Origin of the sequence: Halomicrobium sp. IBSBa, assembly GCF_017612575.1 — an archaeon.
Taxonomy (GTDB): domain Archaea; phylum Halobacteriota; class Halobacteria; order Halobacteriales; family Haloarculaceae; genus Halomicrobium.
The window spans coordinates 471,771-495,547 of record NZ_JADPQC010000002.1; the positions used below are offsets into that span (position 1 = coordinate 471,771).

Annotated in this window: 29 protein-coding genes and 1 pseudogene; 18 read left to right on the top strand and 12 right to left on the bottom strand. The window is 66.5% G+C overall.

The features are described from left to right. Positions 1–8: 8 nt before the first annotated feature. Together IL252_RS09115 and IL252_RS09120 are read left to right on the top strand one after the other, a co-directional pair. Positions 9–701, top strand: coding sequence for an enoyl-CoA hydratase/isomerase family protein (locus IL252_RS09115; protein WP_208627735.1), 693 nt, complete (start codon positions 9–11; stop codon positions 699–701). A gap of 26 nt (positions 702–727) precedes the next feature. Continuing rightward, entirely contained in the window at positions 728–1,435 is a 708-nt protein-coding gene (locus IL252_RS09120) for a DUF3105 domain-containing protein (RefSeq protein WP_208627736.1), read from the top strand. Positions 1,436–1,466: 31 nt separating this feature from the next. Here the strand turns inward: IL252_RS09120 and IL252_RS09125 are convergent, their stop codons facing one another. Both IL252_RS09125 and IL252_RS09130 read right to left on the bottom strand, forming a co-directional pair. Beyond that, on the bottom strand, positions 1,467–2,300 hold the full coding sequence (locus IL252_RS09125) for an NAD+ synthase (protein ID WP_208627737.1): 834 nt from the start codon (positions 2,298–2,300) through the stop codon (positions 1,467–1,469). 568 nt (positions 2,301–2,868) lie between these two features. Further along, the gene (locus tag IL252_RS09130; protein WP_153552306.1) at positions 2,869–3,240 is read right to left on the bottom strand and encodes a VOC family protein; all 372 of its coding nucleotides are present in this window, start codon (positions 3,238–3,240) and stop codon (positions 2,869–2,871) included. Positions 3,241–3,359: 119 nt separating this feature from the next. Between IL252_RS09130 and IL252_RS09135 the strand changes: the two genes are divergently transcribed. The 3 genes and pseudogenes from IL252_RS09135 to IL252_RS17595 all read left to right on the top strand — a co-directional run. Then, the gene (locus IL252_RS09135; RefSeq protein ID WP_208627738.1) at positions 3,360–4,331 is read left to right on the top strand and encodes an aldo/keto reductase; all 972 of its coding nucleotides are present in this window, start codon (positions 3,360–3,362) and stop codon (positions 4,329–4,331) included. Positions 4,332–4,471: 140 nt separating this feature from the next. Then, positions 4,472–4,783, top strand: a complete 312-nt coding sequence (locus tag IL252_RS09140; RefSeq protein ID WP_208627739.1) for a hypothetical protein — start codon at positions 4,472–4,474, stop codon at positions 4,781–4,783. 37 nt (positions 4,784–4,820) lie between these two features. Then, positions 4,821–5,123, top strand: a pseudogene (locus IL252_RS17595) (SDR family NAD(P)-dependent oxidoreductase); the annotation flags it as partial. 20 nt (positions 5,124–5,143) lie between these two features. Here the strand turns inward: IL252_RS17595 and IL252_RS17600 are convergent. Together IL252_RS17600 and IL252_RS09150 are read right to left on the bottom strand one after the other, a co-directional pair. Continuing rightward, positions 5,144–6,037: a YkgJ family cysteine cluster protein gene (locus IL252_RS17600; RefSeq protein ID WP_244256984.1), complete on the bottom strand. Its 894-nt coding sequence runs from the start codon at positions 6,035–6,037 to the stop codon at positions 5,144–5,146. Between the two features lie 48 nt (positions 6,038–6,085). Further along, positions 6,086–6,463, bottom strand: coding sequence for a cyclic nucleotide-binding/CBS domain-containing protein (locus tag IL252_RS09150; RefSeq protein ID WP_208627741.1), 378 nt, complete (start codon positions 6,461–6,463; stop codon positions 6,086–6,088). Between the two features lie 85 nt (positions 6,464–6,548). Here IL252_RS09150 and IL252_RS09155 point away from each other — a divergent pair, with 85 nt between their 5' ends. The 3 genes from IL252_RS09155 to IL252_RS09165 all read left to right on the top strand — a co-directional run bounded on the left by IL252_RS09155 (position 6,549) and on the right by IL252_RS09165 (position 9,132). Next, entirely contained in the window at positions 6,549–7,382 is an 834-nt protein-coding gene (locus IL252_RS09155) for an aldo/keto reductase (RefSeq protein ID WP_208627742.1), read from the top strand. Between the two features lie 318 nt (positions 7,383–7,700). Continuing rightward, positions 7,701–8,549, top strand: coding sequence for an NAD(+) synthase (gene nadE, locus IL252_RS09160; RefSeq protein WP_208627743.1), 849 nt, complete (start codon positions 7,701–7,703; stop codon positions 8,547–8,549). A gap of 52 nt (positions 8,550–8,601) precedes the next feature. Beyond that, complete coding sequence (locus IL252_RS09165; RefSeq protein WP_208627744.1) at positions 8,602–9,132, top strand: HTH domain-containing protein; 531 nt, start codon at positions 8,602–8,604, stop codon at positions 9,130–9,132. A gap of 110 nt (positions 9,133–9,242) precedes the next feature. On the opposite strand, the gene IL252_RS09170 is transcribed toward IL252_RS09165, so the two are convergent. Then, positions 9,243–9,524: a hypothetical protein gene (locus tag IL252_RS09170; RefSeq protein ID WP_153552315.1), complete on the bottom strand. Its 282-nt coding sequence runs from the start codon at positions 9,522–9,524 to the stop codon at positions 9,243–9,245. A gap of 371 nt (positions 9,525–9,895) precedes the next feature. On the opposite strand from IL252_RS09170, the gene IL252_RS09175 reads away from it, so the two are divergent. The 7 genes from IL252_RS09175 to IL252_RS09205 all read left to right on the top strand — a co-directional run bounded on the left by IL252_RS09175 (position 9,896) and on the right by IL252_RS09205 (position 14,377). After that, positions 9,896–10,201: a 30S ribosomal protein S24e gene (locus IL252_RS09175; RefSeq protein WP_208627745.1), complete on the top strand. Its 306-nt coding sequence runs from the start codon at positions 9,896–9,898 to the stop codon at positions 10,199–10,201. A 1-nt stretch (position 10,202) separates the two neighbouring features. Further along, positions 10,203–10,337, top strand: a complete 135-nt coding sequence (locus tag IL252_RS09180) for a 30S ribosomal protein S27ae (protein WP_015762144.1) — start codon at positions 10,203–10,205, stop codon at positions 10,335–10,337. Between the two features lie 21 nt (positions 10,338–10,358). Next, on the top strand, positions 10,359–12,005 hold the full coding sequence (locus tag IL252_RS09185; protein ID WP_208627746.1) for a bifunctional N(6)-L-threonylcarbamoyladenine synthase/serine/threonine protein kinase: 1,647 nt from the start codon (positions 10,359–10,361) through the stop codon (positions 12,003–12,005). 33 nt (positions 12,006–12,038) lie between these two features. Then, complete coding sequence (locus IL252_RS09190; protein ID WP_208627747.1) at positions 12,039–12,500, top strand: universal stress protein; 462 nt, start codon at positions 12,039–12,041, stop codon at positions 12,498–12,500. A gap of 42 nt (positions 12,501–12,542) precedes the next feature. Then, positions 12,543–12,812: a DUF5808 domain-containing protein gene (locus IL252_RS09195; protein ID WP_015762147.1), complete on the top strand. Its 270-nt coding sequence runs from the start codon at positions 12,543–12,545 to the stop codon at positions 12,810–12,812. A gap of 47 nt (positions 12,813–12,859) precedes the next feature. After that, positions 12,860–13,522 (top strand): non-canonical purine NTP pyrophosphatase, encoded by a 663-nt coding sequence (locus tag IL252_RS09200; RefSeq protein WP_153552320.1) that lies wholly within the window; start codon positions 12,860–12,862, stop codon positions 13,520–13,522. Positions 13,523–13,594: 72 nt separating this feature from the next. Further along, the gene (locus tag IL252_RS09205) at positions 13,595–14,377 is read left to right on the top strand and encodes an SDR family oxidoreductase (RefSeq protein WP_153552321.1); all 783 of its coding nucleotides are present in this window, start codon (positions 13,595–13,597) and stop codon (positions 14,375–14,377) included. A 7-nt stretch (positions 14,378–14,384) separates the two neighbouring features. On the opposite strand, the gene IL252_RS09210 is transcribed toward IL252_RS09205, so the two are convergent. Then, entirely contained in the window at positions 14,385–14,852 is a 468-nt protein-coding gene (locus tag IL252_RS09210) for a hypothetical protein (RefSeq protein ID WP_208627748.1), read from the bottom strand. Between the two features lie 338 nt (positions 14,853–15,190). Between IL252_RS09210 and IL252_RS09215 the strand changes: the two genes are divergently transcribed. Then, positions 15,191–15,805, top strand: coding sequence for a hypothetical protein (locus tag IL252_RS09215; protein ID WP_208627749.1), 615 nt, complete (start codon positions 15,191–15,193; stop codon positions 15,803–15,805). A gap of 81 nt (positions 15,806–15,886) precedes the next feature. On the opposite strand, the gene IL252_RS09220 is transcribed toward IL252_RS09215, so the two are convergent. Then, positions 15,887–16,498 (bottom strand): MBL fold metallo-hydrolase, encoded by a 612-nt coding sequence (locus tag IL252_RS09220; RefSeq protein WP_208627750.1) that lies wholly within the window; start codon positions 16,496–16,498, stop codon positions 15,887–15,889. A gap of 178 nt (positions 16,499–16,676) precedes the next feature. Here IL252_RS09220 and IL252_RS09225 point away from each other — a divergent pair, with 178 nt between their 5' ends. Both IL252_RS09225 and IL252_RS09230 read left to right on the top strand, forming a co-directional pair. Beyond that, entirely contained in the window at positions 16,677–16,859 is a 183-nt protein-coding gene (locus tag IL252_RS09225; RefSeq protein ID WP_208627751.1) for a DUF5786 family protein, read from the top strand. Positions 16,860–16,892: 33 nt separating this feature from the next. Continuing rightward, positions 16,893–17,453: a DUF99 family protein gene (locus IL252_RS09230; RefSeq protein WP_208627752.1), complete on the top strand. Its 561-nt coding sequence runs from the start codon at positions 16,893–16,895 to the stop codon at positions 17,451–17,453. A 1-nt stretch (position 17,454) separates the two neighbouring features. Here the strand turns inward: IL252_RS09230 and IL252_RS09235 are convergent, their stop codons facing one another. The 5 genes from IL252_RS09235 to IL252_RS09255 form a co-directional block, all read right to left on the bottom strand. After that, positions 17,455–18,111 carry a TrkA family potassium uptake protein gene (locus IL252_RS09235; protein WP_208627753.1) on the bottom strand — a complete coding sequence of 219 codons (657 nt, stop codon included), beginning with the start codon at positions 18,109–18,111 and terminating at the stop codon, positions 17,455–17,457. Between the two features lie 277 nt (positions 18,112–18,388). Continuing rightward, positions 18,389–19,438 (bottom strand): DNA repair and recombination protein RadA, encoded by a 1,050-nt coding sequence (radA, locus tag IL252_RS09240; protein ID WP_208627754.1) that lies wholly within the window; start codon positions 19,436–19,438, stop codon positions 18,389–18,391. A 162-nt stretch (positions 19,439–19,600) separates the two neighbouring features. Then, positions 19,601–21,331: an alpha/beta hydrolase gene (locus IL252_RS09245; RefSeq protein ID WP_208627755.1), complete on the bottom strand. Its 1,731-nt coding sequence runs from the start codon at positions 21,329–21,331 to the stop codon at positions 19,601–19,603. 97 nt (positions 21,332–21,428) lie between these two features. After that, entirely contained in the window at positions 21,429–21,884 is a 456-nt protein-coding gene (locus tag IL252_RS09250) for a hypothetical protein (protein WP_244256996.1), read from the bottom strand. A 5-nt stretch (positions 21,885–21,889) separates the two neighbouring features. Then, a complete protein-coding gene (locus IL252_RS09255; RefSeq protein WP_208627757.1) occupies positions 21,890–22,507 on the bottom strand; it encodes a hypothetical protein in 618 nt (205 codons plus the stop codon). Positions 22,508–23,777: the final 1,270 nt, after the last annotated feature.

A 23,777-nucleotide genomic window follows, 5' to 3' on the forward strand; every position in this document is an offset into this window, starting at 1 on the left:
GGTCGGGCATGGGGACGATACGGACCGAGCGGACGGGCGAGGTACTGGTCGTGACGATCGACCGGCCCGACAGCCGCAACGCGCTGACGGCCGACGCGCTGGCGGCGCTCCGGGACCGAATCGCGGACGCGAGCGCGCCGGTGGTCGCAGTTCGGGGCGCTGGAACGGCGTTCTGTGCCGGCGCGGATCTGGACACCGTCGACGCCCTCGACGGAGACGACGCGCGTTCGTTCTCTCGGCTGGGCCAGGCCGTCGCGGACGCGCTGGCTGGCTACGACGGGGCGACCGTCGCGGCCATCGACGGGCCGGCACGCGGGGGCGGCGTCGAACTCGCGCTGGCCTGTGACCTGCGGGTCTGTACGCCCCGCTCGACGTTCGCCGAGTCGGGCGTGACGCTGGGGCTGTTCGGCGCGTGGGGCGGGACCGATCGGCTGGTCGACACCGTCGGCCGGAGCGTGGCGATGGATCTCTCGCTGTCCGGTCGCGTCGTCGACGCCGACGAGGCGCTGCGGGTCGGCCTGGTTTCGCGGGTCGTCGACGATCCGCTGGCGGTCGCACACGCGGTCGCCGACAACGACGCCGGAGCGGTCCGGACGATCAAGGAGCTGCTCGCCGAGTCGGCCGACGACGACCGCCAGTTCGAGCGGGAACGCGAGGCGTTCGCGACCCTCGTCGAAGCGCGGGCCAAGCGCAAGGATTGAAGCCGTCCCACGCGCACTACGAGACAATGGTTGACTGTGAGTACTGTGACGGGTCCTTCGACAGTGAGGACGCGTACCTCGATCACCTCGGCAGCGCCCACGAGGGTGAGCTGGGGTCGATCGATCAGCGACGGGTCGCCGAGCGCGACGGGAGCGACGAGGGCCGGAGCCTCTCGCTGGGGCCGGCTATCCTGATCGGTGTCGTCGGCTTCTCGATCGCGATCGTGGTCTACGTCGTCGTGTTCATGGGCGCAGGCGGTGGTGGATCGAGTCTCCCAGACAGCGGCGATCAGGCGGTCGTCTCGCAGGTGACGACACAGGAGTCCGAAGGCACCCAGCACGTCGACCGGGGCACGGAACTCACGTACGAGCACATGCCGCCGACCTCCGGGCCACACTACGCCGACTGGGCGACGGGCGGGTACTACGACGACGAGACGGCTCCGCCGCTGGGTGAGGTCGTCCACGCACTGGAACACGGGGCGATCGTCGTCTACTACGATCCAGACGGTATCGATCCGGACGTTCGCGAGAGCTTCCGGCAGTACGGGAACCGGTACACGGACGACTTCATGAGCTTCCTCGCGGTCCCGACGCCGGTCGAGGATCCGGCGGCGACGTACGTCCTGACGGCCTGGACCAAGCGCCTCGACATGGACGAGTACGACGAAGAGACGATGCGGCAGTTCATGGCCGAGTACATCGGGCGCGGGCCCGAGCAACAGGTCCGCTGACACCGTCGCCCGTCCGAGCGGCCACTGACAGTCAGAACAGCGGGTCGGGACCCGGCGGGGCAGCCCGTTTGTGCGCGCTGCCCTCGTACAGCGCCCGCACCCGAGCGACGGCGTCCTCGTCGACGCCGATCTCGGCGGCCGTCGCCGAGGCTGAGACTCCGCCCTCGACGTGGAGCGCGAGAATCGAGTCCAGCGTCGGGTAGTCGAGTCCCATCTCTTCTTCGTCGGTCTGGCCGACCCACATCTCGGCGCTGGCGGTCTTCTCCGCGAGGTCGTCGGGGACGCCGACGTGTTTGGCGAGCTGGCGGACCTGGCCCTTGTAGAGATTCGCGATCGGGTGACAGTCCACGGCACCGTCGCCGTACTTGGTGAAGTAGCCCACCAGCGCCTCGCTCTTGTTGCCCGTCCCGAGGACGATCGAGTCCCGGTGGTTGGCTGCGAGATAGTTCAGCACCGCCCGACAGCGCACCCGGAGGTTGCCCACGGCGAGCTGGTCGCCCTCGGCGTCGGGGTAGCCCTCGAGGAAGGCGTCGGCGATCGGCTCGATCTCGATCACGTCGTACTCGATCCCCAGCAGCTCGCTGGCGACGCGCTCGGCGTCGCTCATGTTCGCTTCGCGGTTGACCTCGCTGGGCATCACCAGCCCGTAGACGTGCTCCGCGCCCAGCGCCTCGACGGCGAGGTGGGAGGTGAGCGTGCTGTCGATGCCGCCCGAGAGCCCGATGACCGCCGTCTCGACGCCGGCCGCCCCGACCTGCTCGGTGACGAAGTCGGTGATGTGGTCGCGATACGCCTCCAGTTCCGCCTCGGAGAGAGTCAGATCCAGCGGATCGTCGGCTCGCTGGACCGGTTTCGCTTCTGCCATCGTATCAGACTGGTCGGGCGCTAGCGACTAATACCCCACCGAGTCGCCCCGAGGACTGGACGATCGGTCAGTCTCGGGCGTTGGCGTCTCTGGAGTCCCGATCACTGATCTCTCGTTGGAATTTGAGAACGTATTGGCGAAATCGTCCCCAGCAAGCCGGCCGGTAGTTGGACAACAGGGAGAAACCCAGTATCAAACAGTTCACTTCGATTCACACCGACCGATACCAACCTGATACGATACGAACGGTACGAGAATTATTGAAAATGTGAGGATAAACGCATTGAGCAAAAGGATGATGAGGAGTTCGACGATCCAGATTGTGTTAGGGACGACTGGCCTCATTCCGAACATAACTACTCCTGCGACGGCTATCGAAAACATCCCTATGGCGAATATTTCTAATCGACTTGACCACGCATCCTCTCGCATGAGGAGGTAATCTTTCGGCGGAATCTCCACATTCTGTTAACTCAGACAACAATAATAAATGCGGTGGAACCTCCTCTACAGCGGATCGCAACTTCACTGCCTGACGAATGACGTGCGGTTGCCGAAATCAGTCCTCTCAGTCCAGCGGCTCCACGAACTCCAGGACGTACCCCTCGGGGTCCTCGACGAAGGCGACGTAGGCGTCGGCCGGTTCGATCACGGTCGGCGCGGTGACGACCGTCCCACCGGCGTCGGTGGCGCGCTCGACCGTCGCCTCGGTGTCGTCGACGGTGAGCGCGACGTGGTCTACGTCCGCCCGATTCGGCGCGATCGGCGTCGTCCGGTCGGGGTCGTGGCGCAACTGGAGTTCGCCGTGGTCGCCGCCGACGTAGACGTTCTCGACGCCGTCGAGCGTGAACGACCACTGGCGTTCCAGCCCCAGTTCGGTGTAGAACTCGATCGCACGATCCATGTCCGAGACCCACAGCGCGACGTGTGCAACGTCCATGCTCGGAGGTGCGCGGCCCGGTAGTTGTGTGTATCGGCTTCCGGCCGGCCAGTTTTCGCCCTCGTCGTGTCAGAACTGTGCCGTTGACTACTTGGTCAGTCCCCACAACGGGGTCGTGTATGGAGTACACGACACTCGGCTCGACCGGGATCGAGGTCTCGAAGATCTGCCTGGGCTGTATGAGCTTCGGCAGCGGCGACGAGTGGATGCTCGACCGGGACGACTCTGAGGCGCTGATCGAGCGCGCGCTCGAACTCGGGATCAACTTCTTCGACACGGCCAACGTCTACTCGACGGGCGAGAGCGAGGCGATCCTCGGCGACGTGCTCGGCGAGTACGACCGCGACGAGCAGGTCGTCGCCACGAAGGTGTTCGGCGAGATGGGCGACGATCCCAACAGGCAGGGGCTCTCGCGGAAGGCCATCGAACAGGAGCTGTCGGCCTCGCTAGAGCGGCTGGGGATGGACACCGTCGATCTCTACCAGATCCACCGCTGGGACTACGATACCCCCATCGAGACGACGCTGCGGACGCTGGACGACGCCGTCCGGCGCGGCCAGGTGCGTCACATCGGTGCCTCCTCGATGTGGGCCCACCAGTTCCAGCGGGCCCTGCACGTCAGCGAGCGCGAGGGCCTGGCCCGCTTCGAGACGATGCAGGACCTCTATCACCTCACCTACCGCGAGGAGGAGCGCGAGATGTATCCCGTCTGCGAGCAGTGGGACGTGGGCGTCATCCCGTGGAGCCCCCTCGGCGCGGGCTATCTGACCCGCCCCCACGAGGAGTTCACTCGCACGACGCGGGGCGAACACGAGAAGGAGAACATCGGGCTCCCCTACGACGAGGGGCCGGGGAGCGAGGCGATCAACGAGCGCGTCCAGGAACTGGCCGACGAGAAGGGCGTGACGATGGCCCAGATCGCGCTGGCCTGGCACTTCGAGAACGAGTACACCGACGCGCCGATTCTCGGCACGTCGAGCATCGAACACCTCGAAGCGGCCGTCGAAGCACTGGAGATCGACCTCTCGACCTCGGAGATGGAGTACCTCGAAGAACCGTACGAGCCGGTCCCGGTGTACGGCCACGAGTAAGCCGGCCGGCGCGTGGTTGCCCGGTGGCGGTAAGCCGGGCGCGACGATGCCGACGACTCACAAAGCACCCTATAACGAAGTACCGTCACGGGAAGGTCCGGACGACGGTGGGGCGGGCGGGCCGTCGACACCGTCGCGTTATGTCACAGGAACGATTGACGGAGCGAAACGACCTGCGGGCGTATCTCGACGCGGAACTGTCGTACCCGGTCACCCTCTCGACGGTGCGTGACCGACTCGGACAGGTGACGGTTATCGCGCCGGACAGCGACGAGTCGGAGACGCTGGCGTCGATCGTCGCGCACGTCGACGACGACAGCTACGAGAGCGCCGACGAACTGTTCGAGACGGTCGTCTCGCGGCTGCCCGACGCCTACATCGGACGGAAGTACTACGACGATCGGGGCTCCTCGCTCGCGGTGGCCGGCAGCCCGGAGGACGAGTCACTGTAACCCCGCTCTTTTTCGCTCGGTCGCCCAACGACCTGCCATGAGCGACAGCCGGGTCGCGCTGGTCACTGGGGGAACGAGCGGGATCGGACGTGAGACGGTCCGCGGACTGGCAGCACGGGGCTGGACGGTCCTCGTCCACGGCCGCGACGCCGAGCGTGGCCACGAGATCTGTCGGGCGGTCCGCCGGGAGACGGCAGGCACGGCGACGTTCCACCACGCGGACCTGTCGACACTCGACGCCGTCGGTGCGCTGGCCGACGCGATCGCCGACGACTACGACCGGCTCGACGCGCTCGTCAACAACGCCGGGACCTGGCAGGACGAGCGCCGTCTCGTCGCGGCGACCGGCGAGCGCTCGCTTCAGGTGGACGTGTCGTCGTCGATCGAGTCCCACCCCGGCGTCGGCGGTGCGCCGTCGTCGTCCTCGATCTCGCGTGCGCATTCGGGTTCCGGTGCCGGCTCGCCGACCGCGTCGGCGATCGTCTGCCAGCGCTCGATCGCTCGCCCGGTCCACGACGCTGCGTCCCGCGCGCGCTCGCGGTACCGTTCGTACCAGTCGTCGCTGATCGCTCCGGTCCCGGGTGCGGAGGCGGCCGCGACGGCGACGAACTCCGCGCGGTCGGCGGCCGTCAGCTCGTCGGCGACGAGGCGGGACACGACGCCGGAGAGGCGCTCGGGCTCGGGGTGTGCGAACAGCTTCGAGCCCAGCGTGGCCGGGCCGAGCAGCGGCGTGGCGTCGGCCGGCGGCTCGTCGTCGCTGAGTCGCTCGCCAGCGGCCTCGCCGGGGGCGTGAGCCTCGACGCGCTCGCACTCGGTCTCGACGGCCAGCGAGAGGTTCTCGCCGGGGTAGGCTCCGCAGGTGTCCGGGTACAGCTCGCCGTCGTGGAGCCGACACTGGAGGGTCACGGGATCGAGGAAGACACAGGTCTCCAGCCAGGTGGGGTCGGCGTCGAACGGCGCGACGGATTTTGGCGGCTTGCGAAGGCCGACGTAGAACGCCGGCCGGCCGTCGATCGCGGCGACGCTGTGCCCGTCGATGGTGACGCCGTCGTCGTCGGCGAACAGGCGGGGCGTGAGGGCGTCGCCGTGACCGCGGTCGACGAACGCACGCACCTCCGGGCGGGTCAGCGGGACGAGGTTGCTGGTCTCGTCGAGTGGCTGGCGACTGCCGCGCCGCTCGTGATCGGTGTCGGCGTCGGTCAGGGGCCGCCAGTCGATACAGCAGCCGGCACACCCCTCGCAGTCGACTTTCATGTCCGGTCGTTCGAGCGTGCGGGAGAAAAGAGCCCGCCCCGAGACGGCCTAGGCGAACTCGCCGGTCGTGTCCGTCGAGGAGACCATCCCGACGTAGTCGCCGTGGTCGTCCATCACCGGGAGGTGTTTGATGCCGAAGTTGGTCATCATAGCCGCGGCCTCGTTGAGTTCCGTCGTCGTCTCGACGCGCTCGACGGGGGAGGTCATCACGTCTGCGACCCGGGTCTCCGAGAGGTCCGCGCCCTCGGCGACGGCGTGGACCACGTCGGTCGTCGTGACGATCCCTGCGTCTGCACCGGGGACGAAGAGCCCGTTGACGTTCGCTTCGCGCATCTGCTCGGCGACGGCTCGGACGGTCGCGTTCGGGCTCGTCGTCTCGAGCGGCGTCGACATTACGTCTTCGACGAGAACAGTGTCGGCACTCATACGTCGACTGTCGGGGCCAAGTGTCATTGTCCTTTCCCTCCCGCGACGCCGCGACGTTCTTTGTGGTCCCGGCGCAACGTCGGCTATGGAACACGTCGAAGCTGGCGGTGCGTCGATCCCGAAGATCGGGCTCGGGACGTGGCAAAACACCGGGACAGCGTGTACCGAGACGGTTCGGACCGCTCTGGATCTCGGCTATCGACACGTCGACACCGCACAGGTGTACGACAACGAGCGGGCGGTCGGCGAAGGGATCGCCGCGGCCGACGTGGATCGCGACGACATCTTCCTGACGACGAAGGTGTGGCGCTCGAACCTCCGGCGCGAGGCGGTCGTCTCGACGGTCGAAGCGAGTCTGGCAACGCTCGGCGTCGACTACGTGGATCTGCTGTTGATCCACTGGCCTCACCCGCGCGTCCCCGTCGAAGAACCCCTCGCCGCGATGGCCGAACTGCGCGAGCGGGGGCTGGTCGAACACCTCGGCGTGAGCAACTTCACGCGGTCGCAGCTACGGGCGGCCGGCGACGCCGTCGACGCCCCGATCGTCGCCGATCAGGTGCTGTACCATCCCTACAAGGATCAGTCGGCGCTGCGAGAGTACTGCGTCGGCGCGGGGATCGCACTGACGGCCTACAGCCCGCTCGCGCGGGGCCGCGTCCTCGGGGACGATCTGCTGGCCCGGATCGGCGACCGCTACGACCGGACTCCGGCACAGGTCGCACTGCGCTGGCTGGTCCAGCAGGACGGCGTCGTCGCCATCCCGAAGAGCACCAGCCGCGATCACCTGGCCGACAACCTCGCTGTCTTCGAGTTCTCCCTGACCGACGACGAGATGGCCCGCATCCACGAGCTGGAGGGGGGCTTCAAGACGAAGCTTCGCAACCGTCTGCCCGCGCTGATGCGCCGGCTGCCCGTCTGATATCGTAGCCATTGAAAGTCGATGGCCACTGTACCTGTACTAGGACCTCCCAGAGACCCCCACCCATTAGTTCTCCTGGTAGGGAATCACTATCAGTAACGAGTCGAACTGCTGGTATCGTGTACTGCACGCCACGATCTGTGATCGAGTCGTCCGGCCGACAGCCGACGTCGTTTGTCCGGTGGCCGGCGACAGCTATCGCGCTGGTCGTCTCCGTCTCACGAGGGCGGGGCAGCCGGCACCGCCGTGGGTCCGGCGGTGTCCGCCCTCTGGAGCGACACGGTCGCGGTTCGCGCGCGTCGCCGGGTGGTGGTCGTCGTGAGTGACTCGAAGCCCAGCGCACACGATCCTGCACTGGCCCGTGAGCGCTCCGAGCTTGCGACCGAGTCGGAGGCGGTCCAGCAACTTCGCGAGCAGTTGCCCCGCTTCGTCGAACGGACGCTCGAACGGGCCGGTGCCGAGGGCGTCGTCGTCGCGCTGGACGGGCGAGTCGGTTCGACGGTCGCGGCGGTGCTGGCGATCGAGGCCGTCGGCGTCGATCGGGTCTGCGGTCTCGTGTTGCCGGCCAACATGAACGACGAGGCTTCGGCCAGGGCAGCGGAGGCGGTCGCGTCGATGCTGTCGATCGAGTACGAGCGACTCCAGTTGCGGCCGCTGCTCTCGGCGTTCCAGCGCGCGATCGGTGCCGCCGGGGAACCGGCCGACGACGTCGTCGCACTCGACAACGCACGCGAACGGTTCCGGATGGCCTGCCTGTACTACGTCGCCAACACGACCGACCGGCTCGTGCTCGGCTCCGTCGACCGTACCCGGCAGCTCCTGGGGTCGGTGACGAAACACGGGGACGACGGCGTCGACCTCGCGCCGTTGGCACCGCTCTATCACACCGAGGTACGTGCGCTCGCGAGAGCGGTCGACGTGCCGTCGAACATTCTCGACCGGTCGACCCGGACGGCGGAACGCGCCGACAGTGACCCACAGAAACTCGGGGTCGACCCCGAGACGCTCGACGAGATCCTCCACGCGCTCGTCGACCAAGCACAACCACCGGCCGCCGTCGCCGAGCGACTCGCCGTCGATCGAGCGACGGTCCAGCGGGTCCGGAAATGGTGCGAAACCACCAGACACAAGCGCCGTCCGCCGCTGACGCCGTCGATCGATCTCTAGCAGTCACGACCACGAAACTCATGGTTGCCGACCGTCAACAGACAATCAACAAATGAATACGAACGACATCGACCTCTCTCCGACACAGACCCAGCTCGTGACGACACTCATCAACGAACACGAGACCGCGGACGGCCCGGTCACGAGCGGCCAGGTCGCCGAGGTCCTGGACCGCAGCTCGGGCACGGTCCAGAACCAGCTCACGACCCTCCAGTCGATCGGACTCGTCGAGAGCGTCCAGGGACCCACCGGCGGGTACGAGCCGACGCCAGCGGCCTTCGCCGCGATCGGGCGAGAACCGATGGACGACGCCGAGACGGTGACCGTCTCGCAGGCGTTCGACAGGATCGACGCCACAGTCGAGGAGATCGACCTGACCAACGTCCACCACCCGACGGAGTGTACGGCACACGTCTCCCTCCAGGGGACCCTCGGCAGTATCGAGGTCGGCGATCCGGTCGTCGTCGGGCCGACGCCCAGCGCGGATCTGGTCGTCGCGGGCGAAGTGACGGCCGTCTCCGAGACCGCCGACGAGCTGGTGCTCGACGTTCGACGCATGGACGCGCCGGTCACCGAGGAGTAGGTGACGGCGACCTCGCCGCGGTGGCGTCGTCGCAGCGAAAAGCAGTCGTGATTCAAAGAGCGTGGCGTCTCGTTCTCGCACCGGCGGCTGTCACGGCGTGACGGGTAGTCTCACAGCGGGGCGATGCTGACGGTCACGGTGCCGACGCCGGGGACGGTGACCCGACGAGGCGCGTCGTTCGTCCGGCGGACAAGTGCGGCCAGTCCGAACTGTGTGCCTTTCACTGCAAGTGCCGTCGCGGCGAGTGCCGTCGCGGCCGCGAGCGGATAGCTCAGGGCGACGAGAGCGGCGACGAGGAGGACGGGGAAACCGACCAGCGTCGCGAACGACGGGGAATCGACTGCGGGACCACGCTCGGATCGTGTGCGAAGATGGGACGTGTTCGATGACATTGTGGGTGCTCCGTGGGGGCGAGCGGTCGCGGGACCACTGCCGTACGTACACCAAGACTCTCGCCATACAAAAAGTTTCAGAAAGCCGATTGGTTTTGAGAGACGGTACCACGGCACACTCTGTAGAAATACTTTTCACGCCTCAAAATGTGGTGCAACAGTTACCACGGTATTCGTTTTCTTAACTCCACTTTCTTATACATCGTCTGGTAGAGCGTGTCGACGGTCGACTCGTCGTCCCCGTCGATCCGGCTCTCTCTTCACGTGTCGTTCGCGACGCCGTCGGGTCCGCGCCCGCCGCGAGGGTTGGGAGCTGTACGCCGTTCGAAATCCTTTTACGCGCTTCAGGGGCAATGTAGGGACAACGAACCATGGAAATCGACATCATCAAAGAAGACGACAACCCGATGTTACACCGGACCGACGTTCGGTTCGAGGTGCGACACGACGAGGCGACGCCGTCGCGACTCTCCGTGCGCGACTCGCTCACGGCCAAGCTCAACAAGGACGCCGAAGAAGTCGTCGTCCACGAGCTCGACACGAAGTTCGGGATGCGAAAGACCGTCGGCTACGCGAAAGTGTACGACGCGCCCGAGTTCGCCCGCGAGGTCGAGCAAGACCACATGCTCGAACGCAACAAGATCGTCGCCGACGGTGAGTCGGGTGAGGAGGCATAAGATGGCCCGTCACGAGTACTACAGCGACGACGGTCAGATCGAGCGCGAGCAGTGCCCCCGGTGTGGCGACACCTTCCTCGCCGAGCACGACGACCGCAAACACTGCGGCAAGTGCGGCTACACCGAGTGGGAGTAACGCCCGCATAGCGGCTTCACAATGCGCGTTCTCGGCATCGAAGGCACAGCCTGGGCAGCCAGTGCTGCGATCTTCGAGGCGGACGAAAGTGAGCTTCGAGATCCCTCGGCGGCCGCCAGTGACGACCACGTCTTCATCGAGACCGACGCCTACCAGCCCGACAGCGGCGGCATCCACCCCCGCGAGGCCGCAGAACACATGGGTGAGGCGATTCCAGCCGTCGTCGAGCGCGCGCTCGAACACGCCCGCGAGCGAGCGCCCGACACGGAGACCGGCCCGCCAATCGACGCCGTCGCCTTCTCGCGTGGCCCCGGCCTGGGACCGTGCCTGCGGATCGTCGGGACGGCGGCGCGGGCGGTCGCACAGCGGTTCGACGTGGCGCTGGTCGGCGTCAACCACATGGTCGCACACCTCGAAGTCGGGCGCTACTTCTCGGGGTTTTCCTCGCCCATCTGCCTGAACGCCTCCGGTGCCAACGCGCACGTCCTCGGGTACCGATCGGGACGATATCGCGTGCTCGGCGAGACGATGGACACCGGCGTCGGCAACGCCCTCGACAAGTTCACGCGCCACGTCGGCTGGTCTCACCCCGGCGGTCCCAAGGTCGAAGACCACGCGACGCGCGGGACGTACGTCGACCTTCCCTACGTGGTCAAGGGGATGGACTTCTCTTTCTCGGGGATCATGTCCGCCGCCAAGCAGGCAACCGACCGCGGTACGCCGGTCGAGGACGTCTGTCGCGGGCTCGAGGAGACGATCTTCGCGATGCTGACCGAAGTCGCCGAGCGCGCCCTCTCGCTGACTGACGCCGACGAACTCGTCCTCGGGGGCGGCGTCGGCCAGAACGAGCGTCTCCGCTCGATGCTCGCGGAGATGTGTACACAGCGCGGTGCGGAGTTCTACGCGCCCGAGCCCCGCTTTCTCCGAGACAACGCCGGGATGATCGCGATTCTGGGCGCGCGGATGTACGCGGCCGGCGACACGCTGTCGATACCCGACTCCGGCATCGACTCTGACTTCCGGCCCGATCAGGTCGAGGTGACCTGGGACGCGGGCGAACCGGTCGCCCGCGTTGGCGGTGACGCCGACGAGATTCAGGGGGCCGAAGCGCTCGTCCGCTTCGAGGGCGACCGCGTGATCAAGGAGCGCCGCCCTCGCTCGTATCGCCACCCGAAACTGGACGAACGGCTGCGCTCGGAGCGCACCAGACAGGAGGCCCGCCTCACCAGCGAGGCCCGCCGGCACGGCGTTCCGACGCCGGTGATCTACGACGTGGACCCACGAGACGCCCGGATCGTCTTCCAGCGGGTCGGCCGGCGAGAACTGCGCGACGGGCTGACCGAGGAGCGGGTCCGGGCGGTCGGCCGGCACCTCGCTGCGATCCACGACGCCGGCTTCGTCCACGGCGATCCGACGACGCGGAACGTCCGCGTCGGGGAGGGCGACCCCGGCGTCTTCCTCATCGACTTCGGACTGGGCTACTACACGCGAGACACCGAGGACCACGCGATGGACCTGCACGTCCTCGATCAGTCGCTGGCCGGGACCACCGACGACGCCGAGCGGCTCCGGGCCGCCGTGGCCGACGCCTACCGGACCGCAAGCGAGCGCGACGACACCGTCCTCGACCGTCTCGACGCGATCGAAGATCGCGGCCGATACCAGTGAAAATTAAGTGGGTTCCGCCAGATCGCTCCTGACATGGACGACGCACTCGTCGTACTCGATACGGACGAACGCGGTCGCGAACTGTTGACCGAGGCCGCGCAGCTGGCCGGTGGCGCGGACGCGCGACTCCACGTGCTCTCCTTGCTCACTCACGAGGCGTTCGAAGAGAAACGCGACTCGCTCGACGCCGTGGCCGAGGAGGAACACACGAGCTACGACGACAGCGAGATCATGGACGACGTTCACCAGGAGGCGGCGGCGGTCGTCGAGGAGGTCGTCGGCGACTACGACGTCGAGTGGGACGTCCTCGCGGGACGCATCGGACAGGCCGAAACCGAGGCCGACCGCATCCTCGAAGCCGCCGCGGACAACGACATCGACCACGTGTTTCTCACCGGCGACCAGCGGTCCCCGACCGGCAAGGCGGTGTTCGGCGACCGGGCCCAGGCCGTGATCATCAACTTCGACGGCCCCGTCACCTCACTGCTGGGCTGAGCGAGGAAAAACGACTTAACGCGGCGTGCCGTACCGGATTCCATGGCCGACAAACCACAGTCCGGCGAACTCTTCGGAGTGCCGTACAACTTCGAACGCCCGAGCGTTCGACGGATGCTGTCTTCGTACTGGCAACCCGGCGACTCGATGCTCGTCGAGAAACCGTTCGGGATCGGGTACTCGCTGAACCTCGCCAACTGGCGTTCCTGGGTCGTCCTCGCGGTCGTCGGCGCACTGGTCTGGCAAGAGCAGGGCGGCATCGAGGAGGAGCCAGACGCCGAGGACGAAGCGGTCGAAGTCGTCGTCGACTGAGTCGCGAACATCGACGGCTATTTTCCCGTCCTCGCCCGACTCGCGGTATGCTCAAGTTCGTCACGACCAACCCCGGGAAGGTCCACGAAGCCAGGGAGTACCTGGGCGCGGAGACGGTCGAACAGTTCGACTTCGACTACACCGAGGTGCAGGGCGACGACCTCGCCGCCGTCGCTGCCCACGGCGCACGCGAGGCCTACCGGGCGGTCGGTGAGCCGGTCATCGTCGACGACTCCGGTCTGTTCGTCGACGCGCTCGATGGGTTCCCCGGCCCGTACTCGTCGTACGTCGAAGACCGACTCGGCATCGAGCGGGTCTGGCGACTCACCGAACCGGAAGACGACCACAGCGCCGCCTTCGAGACCGTCGTCGCCTACTGCGACGGCGACGGCTTCGAGGCTGCACCCAGCTCCGTCGATCACGACGACCGGCGCGGACACGACCTGGCTGCCGACGAGCGGGGCGGAGCGACCACCGACGCGCAGGTCGACGGTGCGGCGCTCCCGGTGAAGCTGTTCCGCGGGCGCGTCCCCGGGACGATCGTCGCGCCCCGAGGGGACGGCGGCTTCGGCTTCGACCCGATCTTCGAACACGACGGGGCGACCTTCGCCGAGATGGACACCGAGCGGAAAAACGCCGTCAGCCACCGGGGCCGGGCGCTTTCGACGTTCGCCGAGTGGGTCGAGACGACGGGTCGGATCGATGGCTAACGAGCGAGCCCACACCCACCGGTCCCGTCGCCCATCGCTGTACGCGAGCGACGGCCCTGGGGTGGGTGACGCGTGACCAGCGAACGGGAGACGGCCGGGACGGCGCTGATCACGGGTGCCAGCGCCGGGATCGGTGCGGCGCTGGCCCGGGAGTTCGCCCGCCACGGACACGACCTCGTTCTCGTGGCCCGCCGGGCGGCCCGCCTCGAATCACTCGCGGCCGACCTCGAACGCTACGGCGTCACGACTCACGTCGTCGCGATGGATCTGGCGGCGGACGACGCGCCCGATCGGTTGTGGGCGACGCTGGCGGACCGTGGCATCGCCGTCCAGACGCTGGTCAACAACGTCGGCGTCGGTACGCACGGCCCCTTCGCGGAGAGCGACCCCGACGAGGAGCGGACACAGCTCCGGCTCAACGTCTCGGTGCTCGTCGAACTGACCCGCCGGTTTCTCGACGGCCGGGACGCCGGGCAGGTGCTCAACGTCGGCTCGGTTGCGGGCTTCGTCCCCGGCGCGTACATGGCTGGCTACTACGCCAGCAAGGCCTACGTCAACAGCTTCTCCCAGGCGCTAGCGGCCGAACACCGGGACAGCGCCGTCGACGTGACGGTCCTGTGTCCCGGCCCGACCGAGACGGAGTTCCAGGAGCGGGCGGGGATGGGCGATTCGGCGGTCGGTCGCACGCTCTGTGACACGCCCGAACGGGTGGCGCGGGCGGGATACCGGGGACTCCAGCGCGGCGAGGCCGTCGTCGTGCCGGGGCTGGCGATGACCGTCCTCGTGGGGCTGCTCTCGTTCGTCCCGCGCCCACTCCAGCGGTGGGGGAGCCGGCTCGTCAACGGGAACCGCTGACGGCGACCTACGCTCGCGGGTCGCTGTCCGGTCCGGGGTAGTCGCCGTCGTGGGTCGCCTCGTACACCGCCGCGGGATCGAACAGCCGGGCGAACGCGTCCGGCGGACGGACGCTGAGGTCGGCGTGGGGCTGGATCGACAGTCCGGTCCTGGCCGACCGGAGCGTATCGTCGTACGACAGCAGGTGCGTGGCCTCGCCGCGGTAGGCGGCGGCCAGCCCCGGATGGTCGTCGGGCGGGTGCTCGACGCAGTGACACGCCGTCGTCACGCGCTCGCGCCAGTCGCTGGCCAGCGAGGCGTCTGCGAGATCGGCGATCACCGCCTCGGCGTCGTCCAGCAGCGGGACGCTGGCGACCAGCGTCACCCAGTCGTGCCGGCGCACGTGATCGAGCGCGGCGCGGGCGTCCCCACCGACGAGGAGGTCCGCGGCGAGTACGTCGGCGTCGGCCACGACTCGGGTCGACTCACTCGTCACGGCGTCGTTCCTCCAGTGCCGAACGCACGCTCTCGACGCTCGTCTCGTACGCCGTCGCTCGCTCGAAGAGTGCCGCCCAGGTCATGCCCGAGGGGAGGCACGCGCGAGAGAAAAACCCACGGACTACGCCGTCGTCGAACGCCCGTCTGACGGGTATTTATGTACGGTCGTCATGACCCGTCGACACGGGCGCGCACACCGACTGTACATTCAGTCTCCCATCCTCCCGAGCGCGCCCGGACACCGCAACCCACCCCTCTCTTTCGTCCGCGAGCTGACGCGCCGAAACCAGATCCCACAGAGACTTACGTCGGCCCCACGCAGTGGACGCCGAAGCGATGAGCAACACCGCCACAGAGCAGACCAGACCCGGCTTCCCGGGCGTTAGCGTCGTCGAGGCGCTCGGCGTCCTCGGCGTCTTGCTGGCGCTGCAGTTCGTCTACGCAGCGAGTGGCTTCGCCGACGGTGTCCTGACGATCGCCCACCGGATCGCCTACATCATGACGACCGCGCTGGCCTGTACCTGGACGCTGCGGCTCCACGACGGCTTCTCGCTGAAGTTCATGGGCGTCACGGTCGTCCTCGTCGCGGGTGGGATCGTCTCGATCGTCGCGTTCGCGACCGCACCACCCCTGGCCGTGACTGCCGCCGCGATCGCCGTGCCGGTGGTCTTCGGGATCGTAGTCCGTTTCACCGACGCGCTCCCCAACTGGACGGGGACCCACACGACCCTCCTGCTGGTCGTGCTCGGCACGACGGCGATGTTCGTCGCGGCCGCCCCCCGCGACGTCGGCTCGCTCGCGTCCGTCGGCTTCGGGATCGAGATCGTCCCCGTCACCGACGGCCTGTCCAGCCGACTCGAAATCGTCCGGGACGGCGTGACCAGCGTCGTCCACGCGCCGCTCGCAGTCGTGGGTGCCGGGCTGTACGTCCTCGGTCGAGTGTTCGAGTGACACTGCCGACTGCCCGTCCGTCCCGACAATCAACGAGAGCGGTCTTCGCGATCGCTCGCAGCCGTGGGGGGGGACCTCTCGCTACTCGTCTGGGTACTTCGGCTCTCGGCGCTCTGCCCGTTCGAGCGCGCGTTCGACGACCGCTCGCACGTCGCCCTCGAAGACGCTGCCGTGGCCGGCGTACATCGCCTCGACCGACGCGGGGAGTCGGTCGAGGAGGTTCCGAATCGACTCGATGAGCCGCTCGCGAGACTGATCGGGGGCGTCGGTCCGGCCGAAGCTCCCGTCGTCGAACGCGCCGTCGTCGTGGACGACCACGTCGCCGGAGAACAGCGCCGTCTCGGAGACCAGCGAGACGTGGTCGTCGGCGTGGCCCGGCGTGTACACGACCGTACAGTCGTGGTCGCCGACCGTGACGGTGTCGCCGTCGGCGAGCGCGTGGTCCCGTCGCGGGTGCTCGCCGTAGGCGTACAGCTCGGCGTCGAACGCGTCCAGAACGGCGGCCAGCTCCGCGACGTGGTCGCCGTGCTGGTGGGTCAGGACGACCCGATCGAGTTCGTCGACGTGGTCTCTGATCGCGTCCACGACGCCGACGTACGCACCGGCGTCGACCAGTGTCGTCCGTTCGCCCGTGACCAGATAGGCGTTGCAGGTGAACGTCTCTGCGCCGTCGGTGACGGTGTAGACTGCCATCGTTCTCGATAGGGGTGGCTCGTGTTTCAGACTGCCGGCTGTCCGGTAAGAGACGTCACACCCGAGGCGGCGACTGTCGTGACACAGCGGCTTCTTATAGGCTCGCTGTCGTGTTCTGCGACGGTAGCGGCAAAACCGCCGAGTGATTTATCACGGGGAATCTATAATGGTTACATGTATGGGGTTTGGGAGCTACGACGAATCCGAACAAGACAATCAGGAGTACGACACAGAGTACGACGACGAGGATGGACTGTCCACCTCGGAAAACGAGCACGACGGTGACGTGGAGTTCGAGTTTACGGCCTCGAACGACGAACTACTGGATCGGCTCGACGACATCAAAGACGAGAACACGTAATCGACAGCCTGCGGGCTCGGGAGTGATTTCGAGATGAAAGCCGGCGTCCGCGCGCTGGGCGTCGCAGAGTCGTATCGCGGGGCGACGAGTACGCTGGCCGGCGTCGTCGTCCGCGCCAGCCGGGTCGTCGACGGATTCGTTTTCGGCAGTTGCACGGTCGGTGGGAGCGACGCGACCGCCGAGATCGCCGATATGGTCGACCGACTCGACCGCGAGGACGTTCGATACCTGCTGGTCTCGGGCATCGCGCCCGCGTGGTTCAATGTCGTCGATCTCACCGAACTCCACGACGCCACCGGACTCCCGGTCTGTTCGATCACCTACGAGGCGAGCGAGGGTCTCGAATCGGCGATCCGTGACGCGTTCGACGATCCCGCGGTCGCGGACGATCGGCTGGCGATCTATCGAGCCCAGCCAGAGCGCCGTCTGGTCTCGGTCGCAGACGGAACGGTGTACGTCCGGAGTGTCGGCATCGACGAGGACAGGGCCGGCGAGGTCGTTTGCGCGTTCACGCCCGAGGGCGGACGGCCGGAACCGCTCCGGGTCGCGCGCCTGGCCGCCAGCGCTGCCGACGCCGCTGGCCGAGAGCGGTAGACTACGTTCCCTTGAGCGACGTTCGCACGTCGTCGAGCGTCTCGGGACTGGCCATGACCGCGACGGTGTCGCCGGCTGCCAGCTTCGTCCGTGGGAGCGGGATCGTCATGGGTTCGCGGTCGCTCCCGTGGGCGTAGATCCGCGCGTCGCCGGGGAGATCGAGCGCGACGACGCGTTCGCCGACGACGGGCGATCCGTCTGGGACGGTGACGCTGGCGACCGAGAGCTGTTCGGTGAGATCTGCCAGGACGTTGAAATCCCCGCCCAGCAGTGCGGTCTTCGCACCCGCCGCACCGAGCCGCTCGGGGTAGACGATCTCGTCGACGTCGGCGGCGTACTTCTCGTAGATCTCTTCCCGGTAGTCGGCGTCGATCCGGAGGACCGTTCGACAGCCGTGTTCCTTGCCGACCATGCAGGCCGCGAAGTTGGTGTTGAGGTCGCCGGTCAGCCCCGCGATGGCGTCGGCGTCGTCCAGCCCCGCCGCTTCGAGGACGGACTCGTCGTTGCCGTCGCCCCGGACCGTCTCGAACCCTTCCTCCGCGCTCCGATCGGCCTTGTCGAGGTCGTTCTCGACGATGACGACGGCGTGGCCCTCGCTGTCCAGGATGCGTGCCGTCCGCGTCCCGACCCGACCGTAGCCGACGATGACGAACTTCATACCGCGTGGTACGTCACCATCCCACAAAATGCTGCCGCCCGTTCGGTCGGCGGCTTGATTCGACGGACGTGAGACGCTCTCACGTCACGAACCCCCTCGTTTCGACTAGAGATCGACTGCCGTCTTGTGGTTCTTCTGGACCGATTTCACTTTCACCGCGGTGCGTCAGACGCGCGAAAGACGCGGGACGGCGGCGGGTTCGAGGGGAAACGAAGGGGTCGTGGTGAGTGTTCTCACCGCATCGCGGGGGCCGGTCTCGAACGGCGGGCGTCGTGCGTTACTCGTCCATCAGGCCGCCCTCTTCGACGCGCATGACCGCTTCGCCGTCCGGGAGGTTCGGCGCGTCGACGAGTTTGACGATCCGCTTGTTCCCCTTGGACTTCCGGAGGTAGATGCGGAACGTCGACGTGTGGCCCAGAATGTTCCCGCCGATGGGCTGGGTGGGGTCGCCGAAGAAGGAGTCGGGGTTGGCCGCGACCTGGTTGGTGACGACGACGGCGGTGTTGTTGAGGTCGCCGACGCGCATCAGGTCGTGGAGGTGCTTGTTGAGCTTCTGCTGGCGGTCGGCCAGTTCGCCACGGCCGACGTACTCGGCACGGAAGTGGGCCGTCAGCGAGTCGACACAGAGCAGGCGGACGGGGAACTCGTCGTCCTGGCTCTCGCTGGCGATCTCCTGGGCCTTCTCTGCCAGCAGGATCTGGTGGTTGGAGTTGAACGCCTTCGCGACGTGGATCTTGTCGAGGACGGACTCGACGAGCGCTTCGAGCAGTTCCTCGTCGCCCGCGTCGGCGTCGCCCGCTTCTTCGACGACGCCGTGCAGGACCATCGTGTCTTCGAGAACGTCGTCGTCGAGGCCACGCACCATCTGATCGATCCGCTCGGGCCGGAACGTGTCCTCGGAGTCGACGAAGATCGCGCTGCCCTCCAGACCGCCGTGCTCGGCGGGTAGCTGGACGGTCACCGAGATCTGGTGGGTGACCTGGGACTTGCCGGCCCCGAACTCGCCGTACACCTCGGTGATCGACTGGGTCTCGATGCCACCGCCCAGCAGGTCGTCGACCTCCGAGACCGACCAGGTGAGCTTCCCGATCTGTTCGCGACGCTCCAGGACGGTCGCGCCGGTCTCGAACCCGCCGATGTCGGCGGCCTCTCGGGCGGCCTGGATGATGTCGGCGGCCGACGACTCGCCGATGTCGGCCGTGTTCGACAGCTCGCCGGGGGAGGCGACGGCGATTCCCTGATAGCCGTCGAAGCCGTTGTCCTTGAGCTTCTCCGCTGTGGCCGGACCGACGCCCGGCAGCTCTTCGAGGTCCTCTGATGTGGACATACACGGGGCTTGTGCGTCGGGGGTAATAAACCTCCGTTAACAGGGGAGTGAAAGTGAAAGTGGCTGCCGGCGACGGGCCACTCGACAGTCGATGCGAACGTTCAAACGAGAGCAGCGGTTCGTCGTCGGGAACGGACGGCCAAAAGAGAGCCGACCGGACGGCTACAGCGGCGCGTGCGTCGCGGTCCCCGCGACGAGGACCAGCGCCACGAGCAGACTGTTGACGAACGCGCCGACCCAGACGCGGCCGGTCCGCCGGAAGAAGTACGTGGAGACGGCGGTGACGATCGAGAGCAGGGCGACGAACTGGAACGCCAGCACCGTCAGGAGCGGCTGGACGACGGGCAACGGACTCCCCGTCAGGAGAACGCCGTACTGCACCGCGAGGAGCAGGACGAACCCGCCGACGACGGCGATCCAGTTGTGGGCCAGTGCCTCCCGGAAGGAGCGGTCACCCGTTCGGAGTTGACCGTGTAGTAGCAGCTCCAGTGCGAGGAAGAACAGCGTCAACGGCACCAGGTACACCAGCGCGATCCGGAACTGCGTGGGCGTCGGGAGCTTCATCGCGAACACCCAGAACCGGAAGTCGGTGCCAAAGAGGTAGCCAACGGCTCCGAGCGTACCGAGGAAGCCGCTGACGATCGTCGCCGCCGCGACGGCCGACCGGGCGACCGTTCGCCAGCCGTCCGTGTCGAACCCGTAGCGCGCGAGCGAGTCACGGTCGGATCGGTAGTGCCACGCGCCGACCAGCCCGGCGACGATCAGACCGTTCCCCAGGGCCCACACCATCACGCCGTTGGTGACCTGCTGGGGGAACAGCCAGTTGATCGGGACGAACCCCTGGCCGACGAGGTTCAGCGGGAAGTAGGTCACCACGGGGACGAGTGCGGCCACCGCGACCGCGCCGTACCAGCTCCGCCCCTCGACGCCGGCCGGCTCGGGTACCGTCCGACGGAGCTCCGAGAAGCGCCGGTCCGAGAGGACCATCGCGCCGAAGGGGAACAGGAAGAGGACCCCACCGAGCAGCGAGGCCAGCGTTCCCAGCTCTTTGAGCCACCAGATCTGGTTGCCCGGCGGCAGTTCGTCCTCGCCGTCCAGCGTCACCTGCATCCACTCGACCGCGTCGCCGACGGCGGTCGTCGAAAGGTGGTCACCGGGGTGGGTCGTCGCCGGGGTGTACAGACGGCGAGCGGTCCCGTCTTCGAGACTCCCGTAGGTCCGGCCCTCTTCGACGGGCTCGTCAGTACCGAACAACGTCTGGAGCTTCTCGCTTCGCTCGACGTTCGAGGCGTGGGGCACACCCCACATCAGCATCGAGAACTCGTCGTACTCGCTGAAGACGACGGCCGTGTTGCGCGGGAAGGTCGCGTTGCCCTCGGCGACGCCCGAGTTCCCCGTCGAGGAGCCGACCAGTGCGACCGACTCGTAGCCGTCGCGATCGCTCTGGGCCGCCGCGACGCTGGCCCAGCCGCCCATCGAGTGCCCCTCGAGCCCGACGTTGTCGTCGTCGACGAACGCCAGCGACCGCATGTACGACAGGGCTGGCGGGCCGCCGAAGCCGTTCCCGAACGCTGGCGGATCGGAGTGGCCGTGACCGGCCTGATCGATCGCCAGGACGACGAACCCGCGACGCGCGAACTCGATGGCGAACGGAGACTGCGTCTCGCGGGTGTTGATGTAGCCGTGGGTCGCGACGACGCCCGGACTGGGGTCGTCGGCACTGACACCGGGCGGGACGTACAGGGTCCCGTGGATCATCTGTCCGTCCGGAGCGGCAAAGCGCACGTCTCTGGTGTCGACGCTTCCGCCGTCGGTCTGGACCAGATACGCGACCGTGCCGCCGCCGAACACGAGCAGGAGTGCGATGAACAGGACTGTCGTCTTTCGTGTCATCCGATACCGCGTTGCAGAGGTATGTACAAATAACTTTCCGATATTAGGGTTTAGACGAATATAGATTACCAGCGTTAGAGAACTGGTTTGCTGCGGGCTACAGTAGATTCGAGTCGAGCGCGCCGAGCGAGGGGTTCCCCGCGAACACCGCGACCGAAAAGACCCACTCGGGCGCGGACACGAACTGCTCGCCGACGAGCCCGACGAGCAGGACGGCCCCCGCGAGGGTCGAACGGCTGGGACTGTCGGCCAGCGAGCCGGCGAACGCCCGGAGCTGCCAGCCGAGCGTATCGAGACCGCCCCGGAGTCGCTCACCGACTGAGCGGTTACCGTCGGGGTCGTCGGCCGGTTCGAACGCCGCGAGATCGTCGCGGTCGACGGTGAACACCTCCCCGGTGTGCTCGCGGCGCGCGTCCGCGTCAGCGACCCGGAGGAGCGTCACCGTCCCGTCGCCGGTTCCGACCACGCGGTAGACGCCGGGCGTGGCGTCGGGGTCGATCGCCGCTGGCTCCGACAGCGAGACGTGGTCCGAGACCGCGATGCCGTCAGGCACTGGCGTCACTCCCACGGGTGGTTCCCCGGCCGGTCGGGCCACAGCGGATACCAGTACTCCTTGTCCGATTCGACAGTCAGCTCTCCGCTCAGGTTCGAGTCCAGTTTGAACTCGGCGCTGGCGTCGCGTTCGTGGTCCGTGTCGTCTTTCGGTGCGAACGGGTAGTACGCACCTCGCCGGAAAGAGTACACCCAGTAGACGAGCTGTCCGTCGCGTTCGCGCTCGAAGGCGAAGACCGCAGCCAGGAGCCGAGATCCGTACCGTGCCTCGATCAGCGTGTCTGCGGCGAAGTGGATCGACGTGACCAGATCCTCGAAGCCGTCGTCGTGGAGGACGATCCAGTCGTAGCCGTGTTCGTCGGTCGTGAAGTCGGCGGTCGTTCCCGTATCCACTTCGCCGGCTTCGAGGATCGCCTCGACCTCCGCCATGGCGTCCTGAAAGTCGGTGTTGTCGACGTCGGCGAAACACAGCGCGGCGTCGCCGGTCGGGGCGTAGCCCAGGTCGGCCTCCATCGTGACGTAGGCCGTCGACATCCCGAAGAGGTCTTCCGGGTCGGCGTCCCGAGTTGCGTCGGCTTCGGCCTTCGTCCCGAGGATGCTCTTGAGTCCGTCCAGCAGTCCCATACACGTTCCGTGGGGACGTGTGCTCTTATGTGTTGTAGAACGGGGCCATCCAGCACACCGATCGGAATCTCCCACTCTGGTGTGTGAATAGACAATATAAACCTTATATGACTGATTGGTGGTACTACTTGGCCCAGAACTCTACCAAATATAGAATTACGGATATAGATAGGGCTAAACAAGTATATCATGGGAGAATATCTATACAAATGGGTTCGTTAATAACTCAAACCCTCATACGCTGCTTCGCTAGACGGATACAGGCATCGACGGCCGCGGTTCGGTGAAGGGTAGTCACGATGCACCGTCCGACGCCCGTGTCGAGAGCACCAGTGTTATCCTCGCCAGCTGTTCACTATTAGAGAACAAGTACACGATCTTTCGCACAATACACGGCTGCGTCGGACCACTCCAGCCGACGTGTGTTTCCCACTGTCTGGGTTGCCGCCTACTGGAAGAATCTACGGTCCCTGGTTATTAGGACCTCGGGATATCCCGTATAACGGATCTTTTCACTGCTGGACGAGTGGACTGTACGACGTTTCCGGGTGGCCGACACGCTTCTCAAGTCCGTCGAGACTCGCTCTCGAGGGAAGTCGTCCTCAGAGTTCGGCCGCCGATGTGGCGATCTCTGATAGCAATAACAATTGTACTAGTATTACTCTTCCGCCCGGCGTTTCTTGATAGTATATGTATGCCAGTTGTTCAGGACATATCCAGCGTGCGTTTTCTATGATGAAAGTCAACAGGGGACACGGGGCGTGTGAACGACCAACAACGCACAGCAAAGGCGTTGAGTGGGTCACTGCGGTCGAACTCGCAGATGAACCCCATGATCGAAAATGCCGACAGACAGTCGTGCCGAGACCATCGCCGCTATATAGAAACAATCAGGAATCTTAGGGGAAACACTCTCACAGAGATACTCAACCGAAACAGGGTTCGGGAGTCTGCGTCTCTCGTGTCTCGCCGAATCTCTACCCCGCTGCCTGCACTGTCAGCTTCGCAGCTCTGAACTGCCGATCACGTTCGGGGATGGACGGCCGACGACATCGCTGCTCTCTCAGTTCGAGCCGGTCGAGGTGCGTTTCGGTCCGATCGTCGAGCGTACGTGGTCCTGTACTGTTAGCTTCGGTCCACGAAGATATTCTCCGATGTGGGGTGGTAAGTCGTTTGCAGATTCACATCTGACAGTATCAGCACCGAACGTCTCACGCGCGTGACTCTGGCTGTCCGCCAAACATTCAAGATGTGAGATGGTATAGAAAAG